The sequence below is a fragment of the Alcanivorax sp. DSM 26293 genome (assembly GCF_900107995.1).
Taxonomy (GTDB): Bacteria; Pseudomonadota; Gammaproteobacteria; order Pseudomonadales; family Alcanivoracaceae; genus Alcanivorax.
Window position 1 is genome coordinate 156,954 of the sequence record NZ_FNUM01000008.1, and the last position, 21,791, is coordinate 178,744.

The window sequence follows — 21,791 nt, forward strand, 5'->3', positions numbered from 1 at the left end:
GGCTTTTTTTGTTTGGGGTATTTGTTTTTGCAAGGTCGCCCTGCATCGCTTCGAGTCCACGAAAACCTTCCTTTATTCGTAGGGTGCACTGAGCCTAAGCGAACTGCACCATCAAACGCCGGATCGGTGCAGTTCGCTTAGGCTCAGTGCACCCTAGGTTTTGTAACGCTGCCGGTGTTTAACCCAAAAAAAAGCCTCCGCAGAGGAGGCTTGAAAATACCGTCATAGCTATTCCTGCCGAGGCAGGTCCCGAGCCTGATGACGATAGGCACACAAGATTGCGCTGTCAGAACCAGTGATCTTCCATCTTGATAAAGGTGTTGTCCGCACTGATAAGCCGTTGCGCGTCCAGCTCAACCCGGGGTAGCTCCCAGTGAAAGAAATACTGGGCCGCCTGCAATTTTCCTTGCGCAAAATTATGGTCTTCGGGCGCCTCCAGCGCAGCGGCCGCATTGGCTTGTCGCAGCCACATCCAGGCCGCCACGGTATGCCCCATCAGTTGCAGATAGGCATTGGCGTTGGACAGGGCCATGCGCGGCCCCTGCTCTGCCATCAGCTTGCCCGCCACTGTCGTGGCCGCTTCAATGCGCGGCAACATGGCCTTCAGGGCCTGGGCAAAAGGCTGGCAGCGTTCGTCTGTGGTGTTATCTATATCGGCCAGCATACGCTGGGCCAGCAGTTGCAGGCCCTTGCCATTGGCCATCCACACCTTGCGTCCCAGCAGGTCCATGCCCTGCACACCGGTGGTGCCTTCATGGATCGGGTTGAGTCGGTTGTCCCGCCAAACCTGTTCCACCGGGTACTCCCGGGTGTAACCGGCGCCACCGAATACCTGAATGGCCATGTCGTTGGCTTTGACACCAAATTCCGAGGGCCAGCTTTTCAGTACCGGCGTCAGCAGATCGAGTAACAGGTGCGCCTCTTTCGCCGCGGCCTCGTCACCGGTCTCGATATCATCCACCAGACGATAGCCATACAGACTCATGGCAATGGCCGCTTCAGAATAGGCTTTCTGGGTGAGCAGCAGACGCTTCACGTCCGCATGTTCAATGATCGGCACCTGTGGTTTGCTGAAATCCGCATCGTCCGGGTGACGACCCTGCAGGCGATCCCGGGCGTAATCCAGCGCGAAGCGGTAGCCCCGATAGCCCAGCACGGCAGCCCCAAACCCGACCCCGACCCGAGCTTCGTTCATCATCTGGAACATGTAACGCAACCCCTGGTGGGGTTCACCGACCAGATAGCCGTAACAATCATCATTATCACCGAAGGTCAGCGCCGTGCTGGTGGTACCGCGATAACCGAGTTTGTGAATCAGCCCGGCCAGTATCACGTCGTTACGTTCGCCGGGATTGCCATCCGCATCCAGGCGATACTTGGGAACCACAAACAGGGAAATGCCTTTCACGCCTTCCGGACCACCGGGTATCTTGGCGAGCACCAGATGCACAATATTCTCCGCCAACTCGTTGTCACCGCCGGAGATGTAGATCTTGTTGCCCTTGAGGCGATAGCTGCCGTCATCCTGTGGCACCGCACGGGTGCGGATGTCCGCCAGGGAGGAGCCGGCATGGGGTTCGGTCAATGCCATGGTGCCGGTAAAACGCCCCGCCATCATCGGCGTCAGAAACTGTGATTTCAGCGCATCGCTGGCAAAACTGCGAATCACATTGGCCGCTGCTGCTGTCAGAAACGCATAGCCGGTGGAGCTGGGATTCACACAGGTGAACATGCCTTTACAGGCCGCCGCAGCGATCTCCGGCAACTGCATGCCCCCTTCTTCAAAGCTGGCCCGCGAAGACAGGAAACCCGCATGGATATAAGCGTCGAAGGCCTCTTTGACTTCCGGACGCATTACCACCTTGCCGTCCACAAAGGAGGGTTCTTCCTTGTCCGCCAGGCTGTTGTGATTGGCGAATTTTTCCCGGGCCAGTTTCTCGGCGGTATCCAGTGCGGCCTCAACCGTCTCGCGACTGTGTTCCGCAAAACGCGGACGTTGAAACAGGGTGTCGGTATCCAGCACCTCGAACAACTGAAAACTGAGATCACGACGGTCGAGAATCACATCACTCACGGCTTGGCTCCGGTTAATTCAGGTGGAACAGCTTGCCATTCCCCCTGCTCGTCTGGCATTGTCGCCTATGACTTATTCATGGTGGAATACGACACGATGTATCGAGTAGCCGTATTAGCCTTCGATGGCGTTTTTGCCTCTGCTCTGACCGGGGTGGTGGATTTGTTCAACCTGACCGGGGTGACCTGGAACCGGATACATGATCAACCCTTGAATCGGCAATTCGAGGTCAAGGTTGTCTCCCGGGGCGGCAATCCGGTGCGCTGTACCAACGGCATCCGCATGGCAGTGGACTGCTCCCTGGAGCAACTGGATCAGGCTGACCTGGTGATCGTGCCAACCATCGGCGGCAAGCTGGAAACCGTACTGACCCAGGAACAGGAGGCGCTGCCCTGGTTGCGGTTTCTTTATCAGGGGGGCGCGGATCTGGCCAGCAACTGTACCGGTGCCTTCCTGTTGGCAGAGGCCGGCCTGCTGGACGGCAAGACCGCGACGACCCATTGGGGTTTCAGTCAGCAGTTCCGGCATCATTATCCGCAGGTCAAACTCAACGAGCGCGAGTTGATCACCCGTGATGGCAATATTTTCTGCGCCGGCGGCGGCACCGCCTGGCGGGATCTGACCATCCTGCTGGTGGAGCGTTATTGTGGGGCCGACCTTGCCCGGGAGTTGGCCCGCGCCTTTGTGATTGATGTACGTAATGACTTGCAAAGTATCTACGCCGGCCTGCCCGCCCACAGCTACCACCAGGACGATCAGGTGCAGACCATTCAGGCCTGGATTCATGAGCACTACAAGCAAAGCACCAGCCTGGGCCAGCTGGCTGAAATGGTCCACCTGAGCCCCCGCCAGCTGCAGCGCCGCTTTACCACCACCCTGGGCGAGCCTCCGCTGCAATATCTTCAGCGGGTACGCATCGAGGCAGCCCGCAAGATGCTGGAGCGCGGCACCAATAACCTGGCAAAACTGTCCGAACAGGTTGGCTACCAGGACGTGAGCAGCTTTTCCCGTCTGTTCAAGCGCCATACCGGCCTGTCTCCCAGCCATTACCGTCAGCGTTTTGCCCGCACCGGCGCCCTCACTGACTGATAAAAAAACCGACGAGCGTGAAGAACCTTGACGGCTCGTTGACGACTGGGGCCTGATGATGGGCATAACTGCAAAGGAGAGACCCTGTGGAAAACCTGTCCATCTTACTCGTGGAAGACCATCGCCAACTGGCCCAGACCGTGGTGGAATTTCTGGAACAGGAAGGTGCCACGGTGGACTATGCCGGCAACACCAGTCTGGCCCGCGAATTGGTTCAGGAGCATCACTATGATCTGATGCTGCTGGATGTGATGCTGCCCGGGGAAGACGGCTACAGCTTCTGCCAGTACCTGCGCAAGGATCTGGCCCTGGACCTGCCGGTGATTTTCATGACCGCCCGTGACCAGCTGGAAGACAAGCTGGAAGGCTTCGACCGAGGTGGCGATGATTACATCGTCAAACCCTTTGCCCTGCCGGAGCTGGCAGCACGGGTCTCTGCACTGATTCGTCGACAGCGCCGCGAAGTGACCGCCAACACCTTGCAGGTGGCAGACCTGGAACTGGACCCGGCCCGCCAGGAAGTTCGCCGGGACGGTCAGTTACTGAAACTGTCCCCCACCGCCTTCCGTATTCTGCGTATCCTGATGCGCGAATCCCCCCGCGTGGTTAGCCGTGAACAGCTGGAACACGAGCTCTGGGGGGATCTGGTACCGGATTCAGACGCACTGCGCAGCCATCTCTACAACCTGCGCAAGGCCGTGGACAAGCCCTTCGATAACGCTCTTCTGAACACTCTACCCGGTGTAGGTTTCAGCATTCAGGAAGACCGGCCCAGCGCAGGTTGATTGGCAGAAAAAACCCGCCGTCCGTCTTGCAGGGCTTGTAGTTTTCATCCAGGGGACCAGAGAATACGCAAAATTTGCAATATTCCCGGTCCCTATGCCCGCTAATATTCTTCATCTCCCACACTTCTCGTCCTGCAATGCCCTGCTCGATGCGCATCTTGAAGAGCTGCAGAAACGCTTCGGGATGACCACATGGATGATTACCCGCCTGGTCGGTGACGAGCTGGTTATCTTGCGACTCAAAGATCGGCATTACCGGCTGCATCGGGGTTATCGACTGAACTGGCGCCAGAATTACTGTGGTGAGGTGGTGGAGAAAGGCCGTCCGGCTATTTTTCCCGATGCCTGTGCGCACCCCGACCATGCGTCGTTGTCACGGAACAATCCGTTGAATATCCAGGCATATGTGGGGCTGCCACTGGTCGATAGCGACAACCGCAAATTCGGCACTCTCTGTGCCATCGATCCACAACCCCAGTCTGACAGCCTGCAGGACGCCGCCACTTCCCTGATTCACGAGGCCGCCCTGATCAGCTTCCTGCTCAGCAACGCGGTGCGCGAAGCCAGGGAAAAACGTCTCACCACCTTTGTGGAGCATCCGGACCGATGTGACGATACCGGCCTGCCGGGCCATGAAGGCTGGCAAGACATTTGCCGACAGGAAGCCAGCAATTGCCGGGATTTCGGTCTGGAGTCATCGGTCCTTTATCTGCAGGCCCCACAGGGCAGCAACAGCCTGACCATTGCCGATTCCCTGGCCGCCTTGTTGCGGGATCAGGACAGCATTGCCCACCTGGGCGATAATCGTTTCGGGATCATGCTGGCAGACACCGATGAAACCAAGTCCCACCGTGTGGCAGACCGGATTCGTGATGCCTTGAACGCCAAACAATTGCTGGTGCGCATTGACCGGGAACGGCTGGTCAGCGGCTAGCTAGAGCCTCTGTATAACGCCTTCAGGCTCACTCTTTCCTCTTTCTGCTGACTCGCCCCAACGGATTGCAGGCCTGCCTGGCAGGCCCGGCAGCACTCGCAGCGCCCGAATACTCCAGAGCACAGGGGCGCGAACTGAAAGGCAAAATTGCCGGGTTTTGTGGCTAGGAAAAACGGATCGCCACTTCCGTGCCGCGCCCCGGGGCACTGGTGACCATCAGGTGCCAGTGATAGCGCTCACAGAGGCGTTGTACAATCGCCAGCCCCAAACCGTGGCCGGCTTCCTGGCTTTGCCCCCGCTCGAACGGTTTGAGGATTCGCGCCAACTCATCCGCATCCATACCGGCGCCATAATCCACCACGTGCACGGTTTTTTCCGCCACCAGAATGGTGACATCACCGGAGCCACTGTAGTTGATGGCGTTGCGCACCAGGTTGGTTAATACAATCGTCAATGCCACTTCCGGGCTGTGCACCGTGAGCAAGGCAGTCTGACGCACCTGCAGGCGAATCTGCTTGCGATCGGCCAGCGGGCTGAGGCGCTCCATCAGATTCACTGCCAGGTCGTTGACGATCACATCCTCATTGTCTGGCTGACGCTGTTCCGTCCGCGCCAACATCAGCAAGGTTTCCAGCGTCGCCTCCATGTCTTCGACGGTATCTTCCATGCGACGAATCAGCGGACGATCCCCGATCTGACTGACCAGTAATTCCAGGTTGGCACGAAACACCGCCAGCGGGGTTCTCAGCTCGTGGCTGGCATCGCGGGTGAACTGCCGCTCGCGCTCCACGAAACTCACCAACCTGTCCGCGTAGGCATCAAGGGCCGCCACCAACACGGCCACTTCGCTGTCAGTGTCCGCATCAATACCGCTCAGATCCGGGCGCGCAACGCTGGGATCTTCCACCGGAGTCTGCCGCAAACGATCCGCCAGCTGAACCAGTGGCGACAACAGGTCGCGGGATTTTTTCCAGCCCAGGAACGAGGTGATATAGATCACCAGAAGGACACCGGTGAGCGGCAAGATACCAAACAGGAATGCCAGCACGGATACCCGTTGCTCATCGAAAATCAGATACAGCCGGGCATTCCCCTGACGCTCGATATAGACAATCGGACGTTCGCCAGCGAGGTCCGCCCGCTGGTAACCGTCCGGCAGAGACTGCAGCACCTGCGGGATGTCATCGTTCACCGCTTCACTGTTCAGCAGCCCAAGCAGATGCCGGGTATTCGGGCGCGGCTGAGAGGGATTGTCATCCAGCAGGGACCAGTAGTGCTCGGCTTCCTTGATCAGCGCCTGCTTGACCAGTACCTGCTCAATGATGTTGGCGGTCGCCCAGACGCCCAGCACGGTCGTCAGACTGATCAGCAACAGCTGCAACAGATAGACACGGGTAATACGATGCTGGACGCCGGTTTTCTTCATGCACAATGCTCAACAATGTCAGCCGGCGGCATTTGCCGGACGGGAAAACAGATAGTGGGCCACGAACCACTCTTCCCCGTCACGATAGTCAAACAACTCCGCACAAGCCATGAAAAACATGCGCCAGCGTTGCAACCAGACCTTTCCTTCGCCCTTGCCATAAACCTCATCCAGCAACGGGATCAGTTGGGACTGTTTCTGGTCCGCCAGATCCAGCCAGGCTTCCAGGGTCCGCGCATAATGGGTACCGTTCACGGCCCAGCGCTGGTCTTCTTCCAGCTTGCCCGCACAGTGCGGCAACCAGTCGTAGGCCGGCATCATGCCACCGGTGAAAAAGTAACGGGCCATCCAGTCGCTGCTGCCTTCGTCTTCAAACAGATAGGTCAGGTTGCGATGGCAAAAGACATGGATAAACAGTTTGCCGCCGGGCTTGAGCCAATCGTGGATCCGCGCCATCAGCGCTGTGTGGTTGCGCATGTGCTCGAACATTTCCACCGACACCACGCGGTCAAACGGTTGATCCGGATGGTACAGGGACGCGTCGGCGGTGATCACACGCACATTGGTCAGACCCTTTTCCGCCGCCCGGCCCATAATGAAGGCTTTCTGTGACGCCGAGTTGGAAATGGCGGTTATGCGACTACCGGGGTAATGCTCGGCCATCCACAGGGTCAGCGATCCCCAGCCACACCCCATTTCCAGAATATCCTGACCGTTGTCCAGCTCTGCCCGCTCGCAGGTCATTGCCAGCATGGTGCGCTCTGCCTCAGCCAGGTCGTTAACCCCCTTGGGCCAGTAGGCACTGGAGTATTTCAGATAGGGGCCAAGCACCTGCTCATAAAACCGGGAATCCACCTCGTAATGTTGCTCGTTGGCTTCATCCTGACCCACCGCCACCGGGCCCTGTTTCAGCGCGCTTTCCAGGTCCTCGCGACGCTGCTTCTGTCGCTCCTGCTCAAGCCGCTTTCCCAACAAACGCCGGATACCGAAACGTACCAGGGCATCCGGCAACAGGCCGGACTCCGCCATTTGAATCATCATGCTTTGGGTCTCCAGGGAAAGAACGCACTGGTGGTGCGTTGATAGTCGCGATAATCGTCGCCACGGGATTTAAGTGCCTGCTTTTCGGTGTAGGGGATACCCGTGACGAACCACAGGAACACGAACATGGCCACTGGCAGGCACCACAACCAGGCACCCTGACTGGCGCCAATGGCAATCAGTGGGTAGCTGCACCAGTGCAACCACTCGAAAAAGTAATTGGGGTGACGGGAATAGCGCCACAACCCGTCTCGGCAGGTACGACCGGCGCTGTCGGGTTTGCGCTTGAAGCGTGCCAGTTGTCTGTCGGCAAGGCTCTCACCGGCAATCGCCAATGCCCCCAGACAAGCCCCGGCAAGCACCGCTATGCTGACGCTGTCCTGCTGGTTGCCAATAACCCAGAATGTGAGGGCAAACCCCCATGCCAACAGTGCCTGGCCCCAGTAAAACAACAGAAAAACCGGTTGGGTCTTTTCCTGCAAGGCCTCGCGCATGGCCGCATAGCGACCGTCTTCCCGGGACTCACTGGCGACACGTCGAAAGATATGGCTGCCCAGACGCACAGACCAGAGCAACAGCAAGGCGCCGGCAACCCAGCGAGGCAATACCTCTCCGCTGCCGGTCACCAGAAAGATCAGGCCGACCACTCCCACAGACCAGGACCAGAAAACATCCACCCAGCCCGCATTGCGGGTCTGCAGTTGTTGTAACCACAACACGGTGGCAACAATCAGCAAGGCCACAAGCAACAAATAATGTATCTCAGGCATGATGATGTTCCTTTTCGCCGGTAAGTTCTGCGGCGTAGGCCAGCAACGGCACGGCCACCGCCCATACCACACCATAGGTGATCGCAATGGGCAGCCACTCAAGGGGCGCGCTGGCAGCGCCAAGCCTCATCCCCATGGTGACCGAAAAGACCCCGCCAATGGCACCAAAAGCGGCTCCCAGCCAGGGTCTGCCGCATAGCCAGTTGAGGCTGTAATGAAAACTGACGGCAAACCCCAGCCACAGTGCCCAGATCCATGCCGGCGCCAACCAGGGGTGCTGCCAGCCGGTATAGGCCAGTAGCCCACTGCTCAGCCAGATCGGTTCAAGCAAGAGGCAAAGTACCAGCCCCCACAAGAGCATGGCGACATTTTTCGACCAGCGCGGGTCGAACCACCATTGTCCGGCCAGCATCACCGCCAAAACCGTCCAGGAAGGCCAGGACATTTCCCTGGCACCGCCAAACACCGCGGCAGCCCACAGCAGCTGAAAGCCGACAAAGTTGATAATCAAGGGAGCAGGCAATCGTTTCATCAGCGAACAGTGCACCGCGACTCGTCAATGGCCTGTGAAATTCCTTCACAGCCGGATCACCTGACTGCGATCAGACTCGCCTCATGAAATCATTACTTTTGACAATGGTGTTGCTGGTACCGGTTCTACTAACGGGGTGTAGTAGTACTCCGCTTGGCCCCTATGGCTACACCGACCAATTTCTGGAACGCCTGGAAGCAGACGGCCAGGTTGCTGTGCAACCTGATGACGACACCCTGTCCCGCTTTATTGATTTCTACAATCCTCTGGATCATCAGCGCATCGCCGAAGGGATCGACCAGATTTATGCCAGCGATGTGTATTTCAACGACACCCTGGTGATCGTGCGGAACAGGGAGACTCTGCAGAAACACCTCCTGGCCACCGCCGAACGGTTGAGCTACATGTCACTGGAGCCGTTGAATGTGGTCCGCGACGGACAACAGGTCTACCTGGTCTGGGTCATGGAAGCGCATTTTTCCCTGCTGGGTCGGGAGCGCTTGTCCCGCACCATTGGCATCAGCCAGCTGCGTTTCAACCGCGACGGCCAGGTTTTCTTCCACCAGGATTTCTGGGACAGCAGCCAGGGCCTGGATCAACATTTGCCAGTATTAGGACCGATGACACGATGGCTACGCGATCACTGACCCGTTCCTTTCTCCTTTCAATGGCCTGCCTGTTGGTAATGGGCAGCCCTGCCCAGGCGGATGACTGGCAGCAGTGCCACCGCAGTGATGTGAAGGCATTACGCTTTATTACCGTGGGTGAAGCTCGCCTGCTTCGGCAGGACTGCAATGTGGATGACCTGCTGGCCGCCCCCATGAGACTGGAGTTCAGCTACCAACGGGAGGTGCCCGGTGATGCCTTTGCCAAGGCCGCCATGAACTTTCTGGAGAAAAACCTCAGTGACAGCGAGTTCGAACAGCTGAAACCCCGTTTTGAACGATTCAACAGCCATTATCAGGATATTGGCGATGGCGACACCTACGCCATGGTTTACCAGAACGAGCAGCTGCAATTGCTGCTCAACAACGATCCCCTCACCAGTGAACAAGGTGCGCAATTCGCAGAGGCCTACCTGACAATCTGGTTCGGGGAGAAACCCTACTCCAGCAATCTCAAGCAGGCCCTGCTGGGCAATCCCTGACTGCGTCTCCACTATTGCGCCTGGGCGGGGCAATCGGGATACTGATTGGATAAAAATCAATATCTTGTTCGGGGATATCACAGCATGTCCAAGCTGTTCCATGTGGTGGCCTCATCGGCCCGGCAGACAAGCCGGCACGACCGTGCCACCGCACTCAAGGGCACCTTGCTGATTACACTCAGCGCCGTATTGCTCTCTCTGATCCTTACCAGCATCGCCATTCTCGTGGTGGGTGAGAGGGACTGGCTTTCCGCCCTGATTCTGGCCACCGTGCTGCCGCTGATGCTGCTGCCGCCCCCACTTTATCTGGTGGCCAGCCGTTTGATGTCACTGGATCGGCAGAATCACCAGCTGCAACAGCTGGCCCGCGAGGACCACCTGACTGGTCTGTTCAACCGCCCTCACCTGCTCAGCATGCTGGAAAGAGAACTGGCATTGAGTCAACGTCATAACTACACGGTTTCCATTCTGTTACTGGAGATTAACGACTTCACCCAGTTGCTGGATGAATACGGTCGCCATACCGGTGAAAAAGCATTGCGCCTGTTTGCCGATTGTATCCGTGAAAAAATCCGCGAAAGCGATCTGTTCGGACGCTTCGATGGCGCCCAGTTCCTGCTGGTACTCCCCCACACTAACTACGATGATGCCGCCCGAATGGGTGAAGGTCTGCGCGCGCTCACTGCCGGCATAAGACTGTCGAGCCCGCAACCCGGAGAAGCACAACCGGAAAATGTCAGAATCAGCGCCAAAATCGGTGTTGCCAGCACCGAAAACAGTGGCCGCAATATCAATCCTCTGCTTAACGAAGCCGACTATGCGCTTTACCAGAACCGCAACGAAGGACGCGACCGTTCTGAAGTGCCGAAAAGCAATCTTTAAATCGTACCTCAAAAATAAAAAGTAATGCTTTTACACTAGATAATTACAAAACCCCACTCCGCCGATACCAAACTATTTCCATATTTGTAAATTTTTTTATTAATCTGTCATGTGAGGATTTACATGGGAGACCGGCTGCACAACACTGACCCGGTGTTTGTACTGCCTATTGGACAAAACAAGGAAGGAGCTTATGAACGCTAAACATTTTTTGGCGGCTAGTATTGCTTGCGCATCTGTCACTGCGACCACTGCGGTCACTGCTGATGAAATTCCCGAGCGTTATTTCTACTTTGGTGGTCACATCAGTGAGAACTGGATCGACATCGGCGATCACTACGACCAGAACACCAGCGAGAACAGTGTAACCCTTCCCGGTGCCCAACTGGGCTACCGCTTCAACCGTGACTGGTCTGTCCAGGGTTGGTGGGAGCGTAACAACTCCAACACTGACCTGATTGGTGATGCAGACATCAACATCGCTCACGGTAGCCTGCGTAAACACTTCGCCGGCAACTCCGCGTTCGAACCCTACGTGGGTATCGGTGCCGGTGAGTTCCGCACCGAGCCGACCAGCGACAGCTCCAACGATTTCAAGGAAACCATCGGTACCCTGGAAACCGGTTTCCAGACCCTGCTGCACCCGCACTTCCTGCTGGACGTGGGCGCTCGTCCCTACTACAGCTTCCGCACCGAGCGCTGGGATGCTGAAGTCTATGCAGGCCTGAACTTCCTGATCGGTGCATCCGAGAAGGAAGAAGAGCCGGCGCCGGTAGTTGAAAACGTGGTAACCGACAGCGACGGTGACGGCGTACCTGATGATCGCGATCAGTGTGCCAACACCCCGGCTGGCGCCCAGGTTGACGCAACCGGCTGCGAACTGGACGACGATGGTGACGGCGTAGTCAACAGTGCCGACGAATGCCCGGATACTCCGGCCGGCGCACTGGTAGACGAGAAAGGCTGTCAGCAGTACCTGGAGAAAGACGTTAAGGAAACCCTGTACGTTGAGTTCGGTCTGGACAAGGCGGAAGTGCGTCAGACTTCCTACCCTGACCTGGAGCGTCTGGCTGAAGAGATGCGCAAGTATCCCTCTGCTGACCTGGTACTGGAAGGTCACACCGACAGCACTGGCGCAGCGAGCTACAACAAGTCGCTCTCCAAGAAGCGTGCTGATGCAGTGAAGAAAGTACTGGTGGAAGAGTTCAACATCAGCACTGACCGCATCACCACCGAAGGCTACGGCGAAGAGAAGCCGATTGCCGACAACGGCACCAGTGAAGGCCGCGCGGAGAACCGTCGCGTAGAAGCCATCATGAAGGCCACTACCCAGGAAGCTCAGTACCAATAAGAGCTTTTCCTGAACGAAAAAGGGCCGGCATTGCCGGCCCTTTTTTTATGCTCTTCGTCGTAGGGTGCACTGAGCCTAAGGCGAACTGCACCGATTCAACGCCGGGGTGGTGCAGTTCGCCTTAGGCTCAGTGCACCCTACCCACCATCTCAACCCTTGCGGCGAGCCGCGAAAAACGCCTTCAGCATGGCCGCACTCTCCGCCGCCAGCAGCCCGCCTTCCACCAGCAGCTTGTGGTTATAGAAGTCCACCTGCGGCAACTGCAATTGACTCTCACAGACCCCGGCTCGGGGCTCTTTGGCTGCATAGACCAGACGAGCTACACGGGCATGAACCATGGCACCAAAACACATGGTGCAGGGCTCAAGGGTCACGTACAGCGTGCTTCCCGGTAAGCGGTAATTCTGCTCGGCACGTGCAGCAGCACGTAGCGCCACCACTTCCGCATGGGCGGAGGGATCATGGGCGATGATGGGTTGATTGTAGCCCTCGCCCAGCACCTGCTGATCACGGACCAGCACGGCCCCCACCGGCACTTCGCCTGCCTCGGCAGCCTGCCGGGCCAGTTCCAGCGCCCGCTGCATCCAGATTTCGTCGTTCATGGTTCTATCCTGATCAATGCGGGGCCATGGTATGTCGCAGCCGGCCCTAGCACCAGCACCCCATTTCGTTACAATCATGCCATCAATCGCATTGAGAGCTGTTATGACATCCATCGGAACGCCTTTTACCGACACCGCCACCCGCGTCATGCTGCTGGGCAGCGGCGAACTGGGCCGGGAAGTGGCCATCGAACTGATTCGTTATGGCTGCGAAGTGATCGCCGTGGACCGCTACGATCATGCCCCGGCCATGCAGGTGGCCCAGCGTCGTCATGTCATCAACATGCTCGATGGTGCCGCCCTGCGCCAGTTGGTCGAACAGGAAAAGCCGGCACTGATCGTGCCGGAAATCGAAGCCATCGCCACCGACGAACTGGTTCAACTGGAAAGCGAAGGCTTTACCGTGGTGCCCACTGCCCGGGCTGCAAGACTGACCATGAACCGCGAAGGCATTCGCCGCCTGGCAGCAGAAGAATTGTCACTGCCCACCTCCCCTTACCGCTTTGCGGAAAGCCTGGAGGAATACCAGCAGGCTGTTGCCGAGATAGGTCTGCCCTGCGTGGTCAAACCGGTGATGAGTTCCTCCGGCAAGGGCCAGAGCACCGTGAAAACCGAAACTGACATCCAGTCCGCCTGGGACTATGCCCAGTCCGGAGGACGCGCCGGTCAGGGGCGGGTGATCGTTGAGGGCTTTGTGGACTTCGATTACGAAATCACCCTGCTTACCGTGCGCCACCGGGATGGCACCACCTACTGCTCCCCCATCGGTCACCGTCAGGAAAATGGCGATTATCAGGAATCCTGGCAACCCCAGCCCATGAGCGACAAGGCGCTGCAAGCCTCCCAGGAAGTGGCGGGTGCCATCACCGAGGCACTGGGCGGCCTGGGCATTTTCGGCGTGGAGCTGTTTATCAAGGGCGACCAGGTGTATTTCAGCGAAGTGTCACCGCGCCCCCATGACACCGGCCTGGTAACCCTGCTTTCACAGAACCTGTCCGAGTTCGCCCTGCATGCCCGCGCCATTCTCGGACTGCCAGTCCCTGACATCGAACAACGGGGGCCCAGCGCCTCTTCGGTACTGCTGGTGCAAGGCGACTCCAACCAGATGCGTTACCGTGGGCTGGACCAGGCCCTGGCCCAACCGGAAACCGAAGTGCGCCTGTTCGGCAAACCGGAGGTGAAGGGCAGCCGCCGCCTGGGTGTTGCCCTGGCCCGTGGTGAATCCATCCAGGAAGCGCGTGACAAGGCGAATGCCGCCAGTGCCGCACTGAAAGTCGATCTATAAAACGAGGTTAATCGCCATGCAGAATCAGGATACGCACAGCAAGGTCATCGGCTATCTGCTGTGGATTTTCGGCTTTATGGGCGCCCACCGGTTTTACTACGGTCGCCAGATCACCGGCACCATCTGGTTTTTTACGCTGGGGCTGTTTTTCATCGGCTGGATTATCGATCTGTTCCTGATCCCGGGAATGGATGATGCCGCCGACGAACGCTACGAACCCGGTAGTATCGACTACAACATCGGCTGGGTTCTGCTTACCTTCCTGGGCATCTTCGGCATTCACCGCTTCTACATGGGCAAGGTAATCACCGGCATCATTTACCTGCTCACCGCCGGCCTGTTCGGGCTGGGCATTCTCTACGATTTCTGGACCCTGAACGGCCAGATCACCGAGAAAAACCGCCTGGCCTGAACCCGGCATACGCCACGCCCATCGCGGGCGTGGCCTCAACGCATCACAAACCCGGCAAACAACACCGCGAAACCACCCACCTCGGCCACGATCAACGACACCATGAATGTGGACATGGCCAACTCCGGCACACTGCCGCCGCCCAGCCGGTGGGGCCGTTGCAACTGGTTACGGGTGTCCTGCAGAAAACCGTGGAGAATATAACTGCCAATGGCCAGGCCGAAGAACAGCAGGCTCGCCAGGACGGCCAACGTATTGATCCAGTCGTCCCAGACGCTAAGCAACGCAAACCGCTCCAGCACCAGACAGGCAAAGGCGTACATCAGGCTGGCCCGGTGCGCCACATCCACGTAGTAATGGGCACGCCCCTTTTCACTGGTAGCCACCTGCCAGTACTTCCACACCCCGGTCAGCAGGCCGGTCAGAAAGTAAATGCCGCAGCCCCACAAGGCCCACTGGTCTGCTGTCATTGCGCTCTCTCCTTATAATTCAAAAAAACGGGCCAGGGTCGCCTGCATGTGCGGCCGGGTATGGCAATAGCGCCGCCGCCCTTCCCTTTCCACCCGGATAAGCCCGGCTTCCGCCAGTTCACGCACATGGTGGGATACCGTAGGGGCACCGATATTGAGACGCTGCATGAAGTCCCCGAAGGCACAACCCGCCGGCACTTTCGCCAGATCCGCATGACCATGGGCGCGGCAATGCTCCAGAATCACCTGGTAGATTCGCAAGCGGTTAGGATTGGACAGGGCCCGAAAGGCCGCTGCCAACTGCTCCGCCGAGCTCTCCGATATGTCTTTCCGTGCCAAAACCGGCACCTCCCCACAAAACAGTTTGACGGGTATAAAACTAACTTATAGTTTGACCATCATCAAACTATACAGCTGCTGACCGTAACAGGTCGTTGGAGGACAATCGTGAGCCACGCGGACACTCTCGGGCAATCACTGGCCCTGCCCTGCGGAATAACGCTGAAGAATCGCTTCGCCAAATCCGCCATGAGCGAAGCGCTGGGAACCATCGATAATCATGTGACCCCGGCGCTGGAGCGACTCTACGGTCGCTGGGCCCAGGGCGGCACCGGGTTGCTGATTACCGGCAATATCATGGTCGACCGCAACCACACCGGTGAGCCCCGAAACGTGGTGCTGGAAGACAAGCGCGACATGACCCTGCTGAAACGCTGGGCGGATGCGGGCCAGAGCCAGGGCAATGATATCTGGGTGCAACTGAACCACCCGGGCAAACAGATCCCGCGCATGCTCGCCAGCGGCGATACCCTGGCGCCTTCCGCGGTGCCCTTCGGCAAGGAACTCAAGAGCGCTTTCAAAACGCCACGGGCGCTCAACGAAGACGAGATTTTCGATATCATCCGGCGCTTTGCCACCAGCGCGGCACTGGCAAAAGAGGCCGGCTTTACCGGTGTCCAAATCCATGGCGCCCACGGATATCTGGTCAGCCAGTTCCTGTCCGGCCACCATAACCGTCGTAACGACAAATGGGGCGGCTCCCTGGAAAACCGTATGCGTTTCCCGCTGGAAATCTATCGCGCTATCCGCGACGCCGTTGGCCCGGATTACCCGGTGAGCATCAAACTCAACTCTGCAGATTTTCAGCGTGGTGGTTTCACCGAAGAAGAATCCATGACCGTGGCCGAAACCCTGGCCGCCGAAGGGCTGGATCTGCTGGAAATCTCCGGGGGTAACTATGAAAACCCGGCCATGGCCGGCGCCAGAGGTGTGCGCGAAAGCACGGTGAAGCGGGAAGCCTACTTCCTTGACTACGCCCAGGCCATTCGCCAGCGGGTTTCCATACCGCTGATGGTCACCGGCGGCTTCCGCTCAGCCCAGGCCATGGCGCAAGCGGTGGAAAGCGGCGCCACCGACCTGGTCGGTATTGCCCGCCCCTTGGCCGTGGAACCGGATCTGGCCAACCGCATTCTCGCCGGCCAGGAAGGAGTCATCAGCCGCGTCACGCCGCGCAAGACCGGTATCAAGATGATCGACGAAATGGCCATGATGGAAGTGTCCTGGTTCTCCCGTCAGCTGCATCGCATGGGCAAGGGAAAGGACCCGAAACCGGATGAGAGCGTCCTGCTGTCGCTGTTCAAGGTAGTCACCGAGATGGGGATTGGCAGCTTCAAGACCCGTCGGTTGCGGGCAAATAATTAGTTGAAAGTTCAAAGTTGAAAGTTACAACGCGCGATAGGTGTGTTGTAACTTAAACGCAAGAGGCCGCGCTTAACGATAAGCGCGGCCTCTTGCTTTTCAGGGACAGGCGGAACCTTCCCGCGTTTCAACTTTGAACTTTACACTTTCAACTGTCTTTACAACGCAGCAGCCACTTCTGCGCCCTGACGAATAGCACGCTTGGCGTCGAGCTCTGCAGCCAGGTCAGCGCCGCCGATCAGGTGGAAGTTTTTCGCGTCTTCCTGATACAGCTCGCGCAGGGATTCCTGACCGGCACAGATCACCACGTGATCCACGTCCAGCACCCGGCTTTCCTCGCCAATCTTGATATGCAGGCCAGCATCATCGATTTTCTCGTAGCTACAGCCCTTGAGCATTTCCACATTGCGGGATTTCAGGGTGGCACGGTGTACCCATCCGGATGTCTTGCCCAGGTCCTTGCCCAGTGAGGTTGGCTTGCGTTGCAGCAGAGTGATCTGTCGTGCCGGTTTTTCCACCTCCGGCTCCACCAGCCCACCCGGAGCATCGCTGTTCATGTCCACGCCCCATTCCTTCATCCACTCCGGCAAAGGCTGCTCACCCTCGCGGGGATGTTCGGCCAGGAACTCGGACACGTCAAAGCCGATACCACCGGCACCAATCACCGCCACTTTTTCGCCCACCTGGGCCTTGCCACGCAGGACATCCACGTAGGAAAGCACCTTGGGATGATCAATACCGGGAATGCCCGGGGTGCGCGGCAGCACCCCGGTAGCAATAACGATTTCGTCAAAGCCCTGGGCCTGCAGATCGGCCACGTCCACTCGCGTATTAAGCTTCAGGGTGACGCCGGTGTTTTCGATCCGCTTGCCGAAGTAACGGATGGTGTTGTGGAATTCTTCCTTGCCGGGGATCACCTTGGCCATGTTGAACTGGCCACCGATTTCGCCGGCCTGATCAAACAGGGTCACATCATGGCCCCGCTCTGCCGCCACCGTGGCACAGGACAATCCCGCCGGGCCGGCACCCACCACCGCCACCTTCTTCGGCTTGGCAGTGCGCAGGTAGAGCAGCTCGGTTTCGTGACAGGCTCGGGGGTTAACCAGACAGGACGCCCGCTTGAGCTGGAAAGTGTGGTCCAGACAGGCCTGGTTACAGGCGATACAGGTATTGATCTCGTCCGCTTTGCCCTGCTCGGTCTTCTTCACGAACTCCGGGTCCGCCAGCAACTGGCGGGCCATGGACACGGCATCCGCCTGGCCGCTCTTGAGAATCTCTTCCGCCACATCCGGATCGTTGATGCGGTTGGACGCGACCACCGGAATGGAAACCACGTCCTTCACCTGGCGGGTGGCCTCCACGAAGGCCGCCCGTGGCACGGAGGTAACGATGGTGGGCACACGGGCTTCGTGCCAGCCGATACCGGAATTCAGCAGACTGGCGCCGGCCGCTTCCAGCTCCCTGGCCAGATCCAGCACTTCCTCACGGGTGGACCCTTCCGGGACCAGATCAATCACCGACATGCGGAACATGATGATGAAATCATCACCACAGCGTTTGCGGGTTTCGCGCACGATTTCCACCGGGAAACGGCGGCGGTTTTCCGCATTGCCGCCGTACTTGTCCTTGCGCTTGTTGGTACGCGGCGCAGTGAACTGGTTAATCAGGTAGCCTTCGGAGCCCATGATTTCCACGCCATCGTAACCGGCCTTCTTGGCCAGGTAGGCCGTGTGGGCAAAATCCTTCACCGTCTGCTCCACCTCTTTGGTGGACATGGCCTTGGGCTTGAACGGATTGATCGGGCTCTTGATGGCAGAAGCAGAGCGGGAGAACGGGTGGTAACTGTAACGGCCGGCATGAAGCACCTGCAGGGCAATCTTGCCCCCTTCCCGATGTACCGCATCGGTGACCTTACGGTGGTTCATCACATCAAAGCGGCTGTTGAACAGCCCGGAGAACGGATAAAACCAGCCCTTCTTGTTCGGGTTGAAACCACCAGTGACAATAAGGCCAACGCCACCGCGGGCACGCTCGGCAAAATAGGCTGCCAGCTTGGGAAACTGCCAGAAACGGTCTTCCAGTCCGGTATGCATGGACCCCATAATCACCCGGTTCTTGAGCTGGGTGTGGCCCAGATCCAGGGGGGAAAGCAGGTTGGAATAGCGGTCGGCTGTCATGGTGTATGCTCCGTATCGTCACCAAGGATGGCTACGCGTTAATTATCTGGACGGCGTCAAGTTAATGGCTTATTTTGACACTGTCAAGATTATTCCTGAAACTACCCTGGCAAGTGACACGTTGAACGTTTCAACGCGGCATCTGTGTGGCCATAATCTGCACCACCCTGGCCGCGCTGAAACCCGCTAGTTCGCGTAACCGGCGGATCGTCTGCCGCCTGCTTTACCGGGCGTGGTAACTTGCCACTTTCAACTTGCAACCGGATTACCCATGTCACGACCCGCCCGCTACCACCACGGCGACCTGCATTCCACACTGCTCCGGGAAGCCAACCGCTTGCTGGACGAGGACGGCATTGATGGTCTCTCCCTGCGCAAACTGGCAGAACGGGCCGGCGTCTCCCGCACCGCACCCTACCATCACTTTCGTGACAAGAATGCCCTGCTCTGCGCCCTGGCCACCCAGGCCTTCAGCCAGCTGGATGAGATGATCGCCCGGCAATTGCAGGGTGACGGCTCCCGGGAACGGATTCAGCACTTTGTCAGCGAGTACCTGCGTTTTGCAACCGAACACCCGGAACAGTATGAACTGATGTTTGGTCGCACAATCTGGAAGAGCGGAGACCCCACCGACGAACTGAAAGCGGTGGCCTACCGCAGTTTCCGCCACTATGCCGAGCGGCTGGGCAGCCAGCTTCAGGGCCGACTTCCCGCTGACACGGATCCGCTACGGGTTGCCCAGGCCAGCTGGGCCACCATTCACGGGCTCTGCCGCCTGGTCATCGATGGCATCTATGTGAACCGGGACGACATGGAAGCGGTGAGCCAACAGGCCGTGGCGTTGATCATGGCCGCCCTCAAACCGGTGAAAAACGACTGATACACCGCCAATAACGACTCACTGGGTATTCGGGTCATAGGACTGCTCCACCACTTCGGGCTAGCCTGAGAGAAAGGGAGAGACAAAAGACCCGAGCCATGAAAACAATAGCCACGTTCTGTCGCGTCTGCGAACCCTCCTGTGGCCTGGTGGCCCAGGTGGAAGACAACATTGTCCAGCGCCTGCAACCCGACAGGAACCATCCTGTCAGTCAGGGGTTCGCCTGTCACAAGGGCGTCAATTACCTGGCCATTCACCAGGATCCGGATCGCCTGGACTACCCCCTGCAACGTGAGGGCTCCCGGCAGCCCGGTGAAGGGCAATGGCATCAGCAAGACTGGGATAGCGCTATCGCCGCTGTCGGAGATCAGCTTGCACAGATCCGCGACCAGTATGGTGCGGATGCCATCGGCGGATATATCGGCAACCCCACCGCCTTCAATGCCCTTGGCAGCCAGGGTATCGGTGAGTTTTTCATGGGTATCGGCAGCCGCCGTATCTTCAACTCCGGCACCCAGGACTGCTCCAACAAGTTTGCTGCCGGCGAAGCCGTTTTCGGCACCAGCACCCTGCACCCGTTACCGGATATCGACAATACGGACTGCCTGCTGATCTTCGGCGAAAACCCCAAAGTCTCACACATGAGCTTTATTTCCATTGCCGATCCCATGGCCAAAATTCGCGCGGCCTGCCAACGGGGCGCCCGTGTCTTTTACATCAACCCACGCAGGATCGAATCCGCCAGCCCGAAGACCGGCGAGGTGATACAGATTCTGCCGGACACCGACTTCTATCTCATGGCCGCCCTGCTCCACGAGATTGATGCGCTGGGTCGTTTCAACCAAGCCGTGCTGCGCGACCATGGCAATCACGTGGATGAACTGCGTGAGGTGATCGCGCCCTATTCCGCCGACAGCGTGGCCGATGTGGTGGGGCTCAGCGCTGGAGATATCCGTGCCCTGGCGGATACCTTCAGCGCGGCCAAGCGTGCCTCGGTGCACATGTCCACCGGCGTCAACATGGGTCGACAGGGCACCCTCTGCTACTGGCTCCTGCAGATGCTGAGCTTCGTCACCGGCAACCTGGACAGGGAAGGGGGGAATTTCTACAGCGAGGGCTTCTACCCGGCCGCCAAAGCGGGCCGTGCCCGGCCTGACGACAGCCTGTTCTTCTCCACCCGATACGGCGAGCTACGGCATATCCGGGGCGCCCTGCCCAGCAACCTGCTGCCGGACATGATCCTGGATGACGACAACCCTGTGCGGGCCCTGGTGGTGATTGCCGGCAACCCCCTGCTCAGCGTGGGCGGCGAGGATCGCTGGCGCCAGGCCCTGGAAAAACTGGACCTGCTTGTTGTCATCGACCTGTTTCGCAACGCCACCGGGGAGTACGCCCACTTTCTGCTACCCTCCGCAGATATGCTGGAGCGACCGGACATCAATATCTGCGGCTTGGGCATGCAGTACCGCCCCCATGTGCAATACACCGATGCCGTGGTGCCGCCAGCCCATCAACGCAAGGAAGAATGGTGGATCCTGTCCCGGCTACTGCAACGCATGGGCTTAAGCGCTCCTCTGCTGGAGCAGACCCCGGCCAACCCCTTCGGGCGACTGGAACATATGATGTCCCGACACCAGCTGGACGTGGCGACCCTGAAGCAGGCCCCCTCCGGTACCGTGGTTCTCGACACCCAGCCCATTGGCCGCCTCTACAGGGACTTCGTGCAGACCGACGACAAACGGGTGGACTGCTGTCCGCCCCTGTTTGCCGAAGCCATTACCCTGGCGCGGCAACAGTTCGATGCCCTCAAACACACTGCCCCGCCATTCCGGTTGATCACTCTGCGGACCAACTACATGCACAACAGCTGGTACCAGAATGTGGCCAACCTGAAACGGGGTCAGCATGACCATAATCCCTTGCACATGAACCCCCAGGACATGGCCTCACTGGGACTGGCTGATGGCGACCATTTGATCCTCAAAAACGAGTACGGGGAAGTGATGGCGCAGGCCCGCGGGGATGACTCCCTGCGGCCCGGCGTGGTAGCCATGACCCATGGCTGGGGGAATCAGAAAACCCCGGGGCTGACCGTGGCCAATCGCTACCCGGGGGTGAATATCAATGCCCTGCTGCCCCACGGTCCGGGCAGCTTCGAAAAGCTGAGCAACCAGGCATTCATGAGTGGCATACCGGTAACCATCAAAGCCGCAGGCAAGTTCGCCTGAAACCCGTG

Annotated in this window: 21 protein-coding genes; 12 read left to right on the forward strand and 9 right to left on the reverse strand. The window is 58.5% G+C overall.

What is annotated here, in order from left to right; genetic code table 11:
• Window positions 1-286 precede the first annotated feature (286 nt).
• Window positions 287-2,074, reverse strand: coding sequence for an acyl-CoA dehydrogenase (locus tag C4S63_RS14435; protein ID WP_103918004.1), 1,788 nt, complete (start codon window positions 2,072-2,074; stop codon window positions 287-289).
• A gap of 96 nt (window positions 2,075-2,170) precedes the next feature.
• On the opposite strand from C4S63_RS14435, the gene C4S63_RS14440 reads away from it, so the two are divergent.
• From C4S63_RS14440 to C4S63_RS14450, 3 genes are all read left to right on the forward strand, one after another.
• Window positions 2,171-3,163 carry a GlxA family transcriptional regulator gene (locus C4S63_RS14440; protein WP_103918005.1) on the forward strand — a complete coding sequence of 331 codons (993 nt, stop codon included), beginning with the start codon at window positions 2,171-2,173 and terminating at the stop codon, window positions 3,161-3,163.
• Window positions 3,164-3,258: 95 nt separating this feature from the next.
• Window positions 3,259-3,948, forward strand: coding sequence for a response regulator transcription factor (locus tag C4S63_RS14445; protein ID WP_197461968.1), 690 nt, complete (start codon window positions 3,259-3,261; stop codon window positions 3,946-3,948).
• A gap of 94 nt (window positions 3,949-4,042) precedes the next feature.
• Window positions 4,043-4,882 carry a GAF domain-containing protein gene (locus C4S63_RS14450; protein WP_103918006.1) on the forward strand — a complete coding sequence of 280 codons (840 nt, stop codon included), beginning with the start codon at window positions 4,043-4,045 and terminating at the stop codon, window positions 4,880-4,882.
• Between the two features lie 163 nt (window positions 4,883-5,045).
• On the opposite strand, the gene C4S63_RS14455 is transcribed toward C4S63_RS14450, so the two are convergent.
• Genes C4S63_RS14455 through C4S63_RS14470 form a run of 4 tightly spaced genes read right to left on the reverse strand, consistent with a single transcriptional unit; the run spans window position 5,046 to window position 8,651 of the window.
• Window positions 5,046-6,308: a HAMP domain-containing sensor histidine kinase gene (locus C4S63_RS14455; protein WP_103918007.1), complete on the reverse strand. Its 1,263-nt coding sequence runs from the start codon at window positions 6,306-6,308 to the stop codon at window positions 5,046-5,048.
• A gap of 18 nt (window positions 6,309-6,326) precedes the next feature.
• Window positions 6,327-7,349, reverse strand: coding sequence for a cyclopropane-fatty-acyl-phospholipid synthase family protein (locus C4S63_RS14460; protein WP_082810940.1), 1,023 nt, complete (start codon window positions 7,347-7,349; stop codon window positions 6,327-6,329).
• On the reverse strand, window positions 7,346-8,119 hold the full coding sequence (locus C4S63_RS14465; protein ID WP_062817859.1) for a DUF1295 domain-containing protein: 774 nt from the start codon (window positions 8,117-8,119) through the stop codon (window positions 7,346-7,348). Before C4S63_RS14465 ends, C4S63_RS14460 begins: the two co-directional genes overlap by 4 nt.
• Entirely contained in the window at window positions 8,112-8,651 is a 540-nt protein-coding gene (locus C4S63_RS14470; protein WP_103918040.1) for a DUF2878 domain-containing protein, read from the reverse strand. The genes C4S63_RS14465 and C4S63_RS14470 overlap by 8 nt, the downstream gene beginning before the upstream one ends.
• An 83-nt stretch (window positions 8,652-8,734) precedes the next feature.
• Here C4S63_RS14470 and C4S63_RS14475 point away from each other — a divergent pair, with 83 nt between their 5' ends.
• The 4 genes from C4S63_RS14475 to C4S63_RS14490 all read left to right on the forward strand — a co-directional run bounded on the left by C4S63_RS14475 (window position 8,735) and on the right by C4S63_RS14490 (window position 12,031).
• Window positions 8,735-9,298 (forward strand): nuclear transport factor 2 family protein, encoded by a 564-nt coding sequence (locus tag C4S63_RS14475; RefSeq protein ID WP_103918008.1) that lies wholly within the window; start codon window positions 8,735-8,737, stop codon window positions 9,296-9,298.
• Window positions 9,280-9,798, forward strand: a complete 519-nt coding sequence (locus tag C4S63_RS14480; protein ID WP_103918009.1) for a chalcone isomerase family protein — start codon at window positions 9,280-9,282, stop codon at window positions 9,796-9,798. The genes C4S63_RS14475 and C4S63_RS14480 overlap by 19 nt, the downstream gene beginning before the upstream one ends.
• Before the next feature lie 84 nt (window positions 9,799-9,882).
• The gene (locus C4S63_RS14485) at window positions 9,883-10,680 is read left to right on the forward strand and encodes a GGDEF domain-containing protein (protein WP_103918010.1); all 798 of its coding nucleotides are present in this window, start codon (window positions 9,883-9,885) and stop codon (window positions 10,678-10,680) included.
• Between the two features lie 193 nt (window positions 10,681-10,873).
• Window positions 10,874-12,031, forward strand: a complete 1,158-nt coding sequence (locus tag C4S63_RS14490) for an OmpA family protein (protein ID WP_062817863.1) — start codon at window positions 10,874-10,876, stop codon at window positions 12,029-12,031.
• 149 nt (window positions 12,032-12,180) lie between these two features.
• On the opposite strand, the gene tadA is transcribed toward C4S63_RS14490, so the two are convergent.
• A complete protein-coding gene (gene tadA, locus C4S63_RS14495) occupies window positions 12,181-12,633 on the reverse strand; it encodes a tRNA adenosine(34) deaminase TadA (protein ID WP_063509160.1) in 453 nt (150 codons plus the stop codon).
• 103 nt (window positions 12,634-12,736) lie between these two features.
• Between tadA and purT the strand changes: the two genes are divergently transcribed.
• Together purT and C4S63_RS14505 are read left to right on the forward strand one after the other, a co-directional pair.
• On the forward strand, window positions 12,737-13,918 hold the full coding sequence (purT, locus tag C4S63_RS14500) for a formate-dependent phosphoribosylglycinamide formyltransferase (RefSeq protein ID WP_103918011.1): 1,182 nt from the start codon (window positions 12,737-12,739) through the stop codon (window positions 13,916-13,918).
• A 16-nt stretch (window positions 13,919-13,934) separates the two neighbouring features.
• Window positions 13,935-14,330 carry a TM2 domain-containing protein gene (locus tag C4S63_RS14505; RefSeq protein ID WP_035246668.1) on the forward strand — a complete coding sequence of 132 codons (396 nt, stop codon included), beginning with the start codon at window positions 13,935-13,937 and terminating at the stop codon, window positions 14,328-14,330.
• 35 nt (window positions 14,331-14,365) lie between these two features.
• On the opposite strand, the gene C4S63_RS14510 is transcribed toward C4S63_RS14505, so the two are convergent.
• Both C4S63_RS14510 and C4S63_RS14515 read right to left on the reverse strand, forming a co-directional pair.
• Window positions 14,366-14,800, reverse strand: a complete 435-nt coding sequence (locus tag C4S63_RS14510) for a hypothetical protein (protein ID WP_062817866.1) — start codon at window positions 14,798-14,800, stop codon at window positions 14,366-14,368.
• A gap of 12 nt (window positions 14,801-14,812) precedes the next feature.
• Entirely contained in the window at window positions 14,813-15,148 is a 336-nt protein-coding gene (locus tag C4S63_RS14515) for a helix-turn-helix transcriptional regulator (RefSeq protein ID WP_063531308.1), read from the reverse strand.
• A gap of 99 nt (window positions 15,149-15,247) precedes the next feature.
• Between C4S63_RS14515 and C4S63_RS14520 the strand changes: the two genes are divergently transcribed.
• Entirely contained in the window at window positions 15,248-16,501 is a 1,254-nt protein-coding gene (locus C4S63_RS14520) for an NADH:flavin oxidoreductase/NADH oxidase family protein (RefSeq protein WP_103918012.1), read from the forward strand.
• A gap of 155 nt (window positions 16,502-16,656) precedes the next feature.
• Here C4S63_RS14520 and C4S63_RS14525 read toward each other — a convergent pair whose 3' ends face one another.
• Complete coding sequence (locus C4S63_RS14525; protein ID WP_103918013.1) at window positions 16,657-18,675, reverse strand: NADPH-dependent 2,4-dienoyl-CoA reductase; 2,019 nt, start codon at window positions 18,673-18,675, stop codon at window positions 16,657-16,659.
• Window positions 18,676-18,946: 271 nt separating this feature from the next.
• Here C4S63_RS14525 and C4S63_RS14530 point away from each other — a divergent pair, with 271 nt between their 5' ends.
• Both C4S63_RS14530 and C4S63_RS14535 read left to right on the forward strand, forming a co-directional pair.
• On the forward strand, window positions 18,947-19,555 hold the full coding sequence (locus tag C4S63_RS14530; protein WP_063509164.1) for a TetR/AcrR family transcriptional regulator: 609 nt from the start codon (window positions 18,947-18,949) through the stop codon (window positions 19,553-19,555).
• 98 nt (window positions 19,556-19,653) lie between these two features.
• Entirely contained in the window at window positions 19,654-21,783 is a 2,130-nt protein-coding gene (locus C4S63_RS14535) for a molybdopterin-dependent oxidoreductase (protein WP_103918014.1), read from the forward strand.
• The last annotated feature ends 8 nt before the right edge of the window (window positions 21,784-21,791 follow it).

What these genes read in the sequence shown, in the direction of transcription:
- C4S63_RS14440 (WP_103918005.1), top strand. Translation starts at nt 2,171, where the DNA reads ATGTATCGAGTAGCCGTATTAGCCTTCGATGGCGTTTTTGCCTCTGCT.
- C4S63_RS14450 (WP_103918006.1), top strand. Translation starts at nt 4,043, where the DNA reads ATGCCCGCTAATATTCTTCATCTCCCACACTTCTCGTCCTGCAATGCC.
- C4S63_RS14455 (WP_103918007.1), bottom strand. Translation starts at nt 6,308, where the DNA reads ATGAAGAAAACCGGCGTCCAGCATCGTATTACCCGTGTCTATCTGTTG.
- C4S63_RS14460 (WP_082810940.1), bottom strand. Translation starts at nt 7,349, where the DNA reads ATGATGATTCAAATGGCGGAGTCCGGCCTGTTGCCGGATGCCCTGGTA.
- C4S63_RS14465 (WP_062817859.1), bottom strand. Translation starts at nt 8,119, where the DNA reads ATGCCTGAGATACATTATTTGTTGCTTGTGGCCTTGCTGATTGTTGCC.
- C4S63_RS14470 (WP_103918040.1), bottom strand. Translation starts at nt 8,651, where the DNA reads ATGAAACGATTGCCTGCTCCCTTGATTATCAACTTTGTCGGCTTTCAG.
- C4S63_RS14475 (WP_103918008.1), top strand. Translation starts at nt 8,735, where the DNA reads ATGAAATCATTACTTTTGACAATGGTGTTGCTGGTACCGGTTCTACTA.
- C4S63_RS14480 (WP_103918009.1), top strand. Translation starts at nt 9,280, where the DNA reads ATGGCTACGCGATCACTGACCCGTTCCTTTCTCCTTTCAATGGCCTGC.
- C4S63_RS14485 (WP_103918010.1), top strand. Translation starts at nt 9,883, where the DNA reads ATGTCCAAGCTGTTCCATGTGGTGGCCTCATCGGCCCGGCAGACAAGC.
- C4S63_RS14490 (WP_062817863.1), top strand. Translation starts at nt 10,874, where the DNA reads ATGAACGCTAAACATTTTTTGGCGGCTAGTATTGCTTGCGCATCTGTC.
- tadA (WP_063509160.1), bottom strand. Translation starts at nt 12,633, where the DNA reads ATGAACGACGAAATCTGGATGCAGCGGGCGCTGGAACTGGCCCGGCAG.
- purT (WP_103918011.1), top strand. Translation starts at nt 12,737, where the DNA reads ATGACATCCATCGGAACGCCTTTTACCGACACCGCCACCCGCGTCATG.
- C4S63_RS14505 (WP_035246668.1), top strand. Translation starts at nt 13,935, where the DNA reads ATGCAGAATCAGGATACGCACAGCAAGGTCATCGGCTATCTGCTGTGG.
- C4S63_RS14510 (WP_062817866.1), bottom strand. Translation starts at nt 14,800, where the DNA reads ATGACAGCAGACCAGTGGGCCTTGTGGGGCTGCGGCATTTACTTTCTG.
- C4S63_RS14525 (WP_103918013.1), bottom strand. Translation starts at nt 18,675, where the DNA reads ATGACAGCCGACCGCTATTCCAACCTGCTTTCCCCCCTGGATCTGGGC.
- C4S63_RS14530 (WP_063509164.1), top strand. Translation starts at nt 18,947, where the DNA reads ATGTCACGACCCGCCCGCTACCACCACGGCGACCTGCATTCCACACTG.
- C4S63_RS14535 (WP_103918014.1), top strand. Translation starts at nt 19,654, where the DNA reads ATGAAAACAATAGCCACGTTCTGTCGCGTCTGCGAACCCTCCTGTGGC.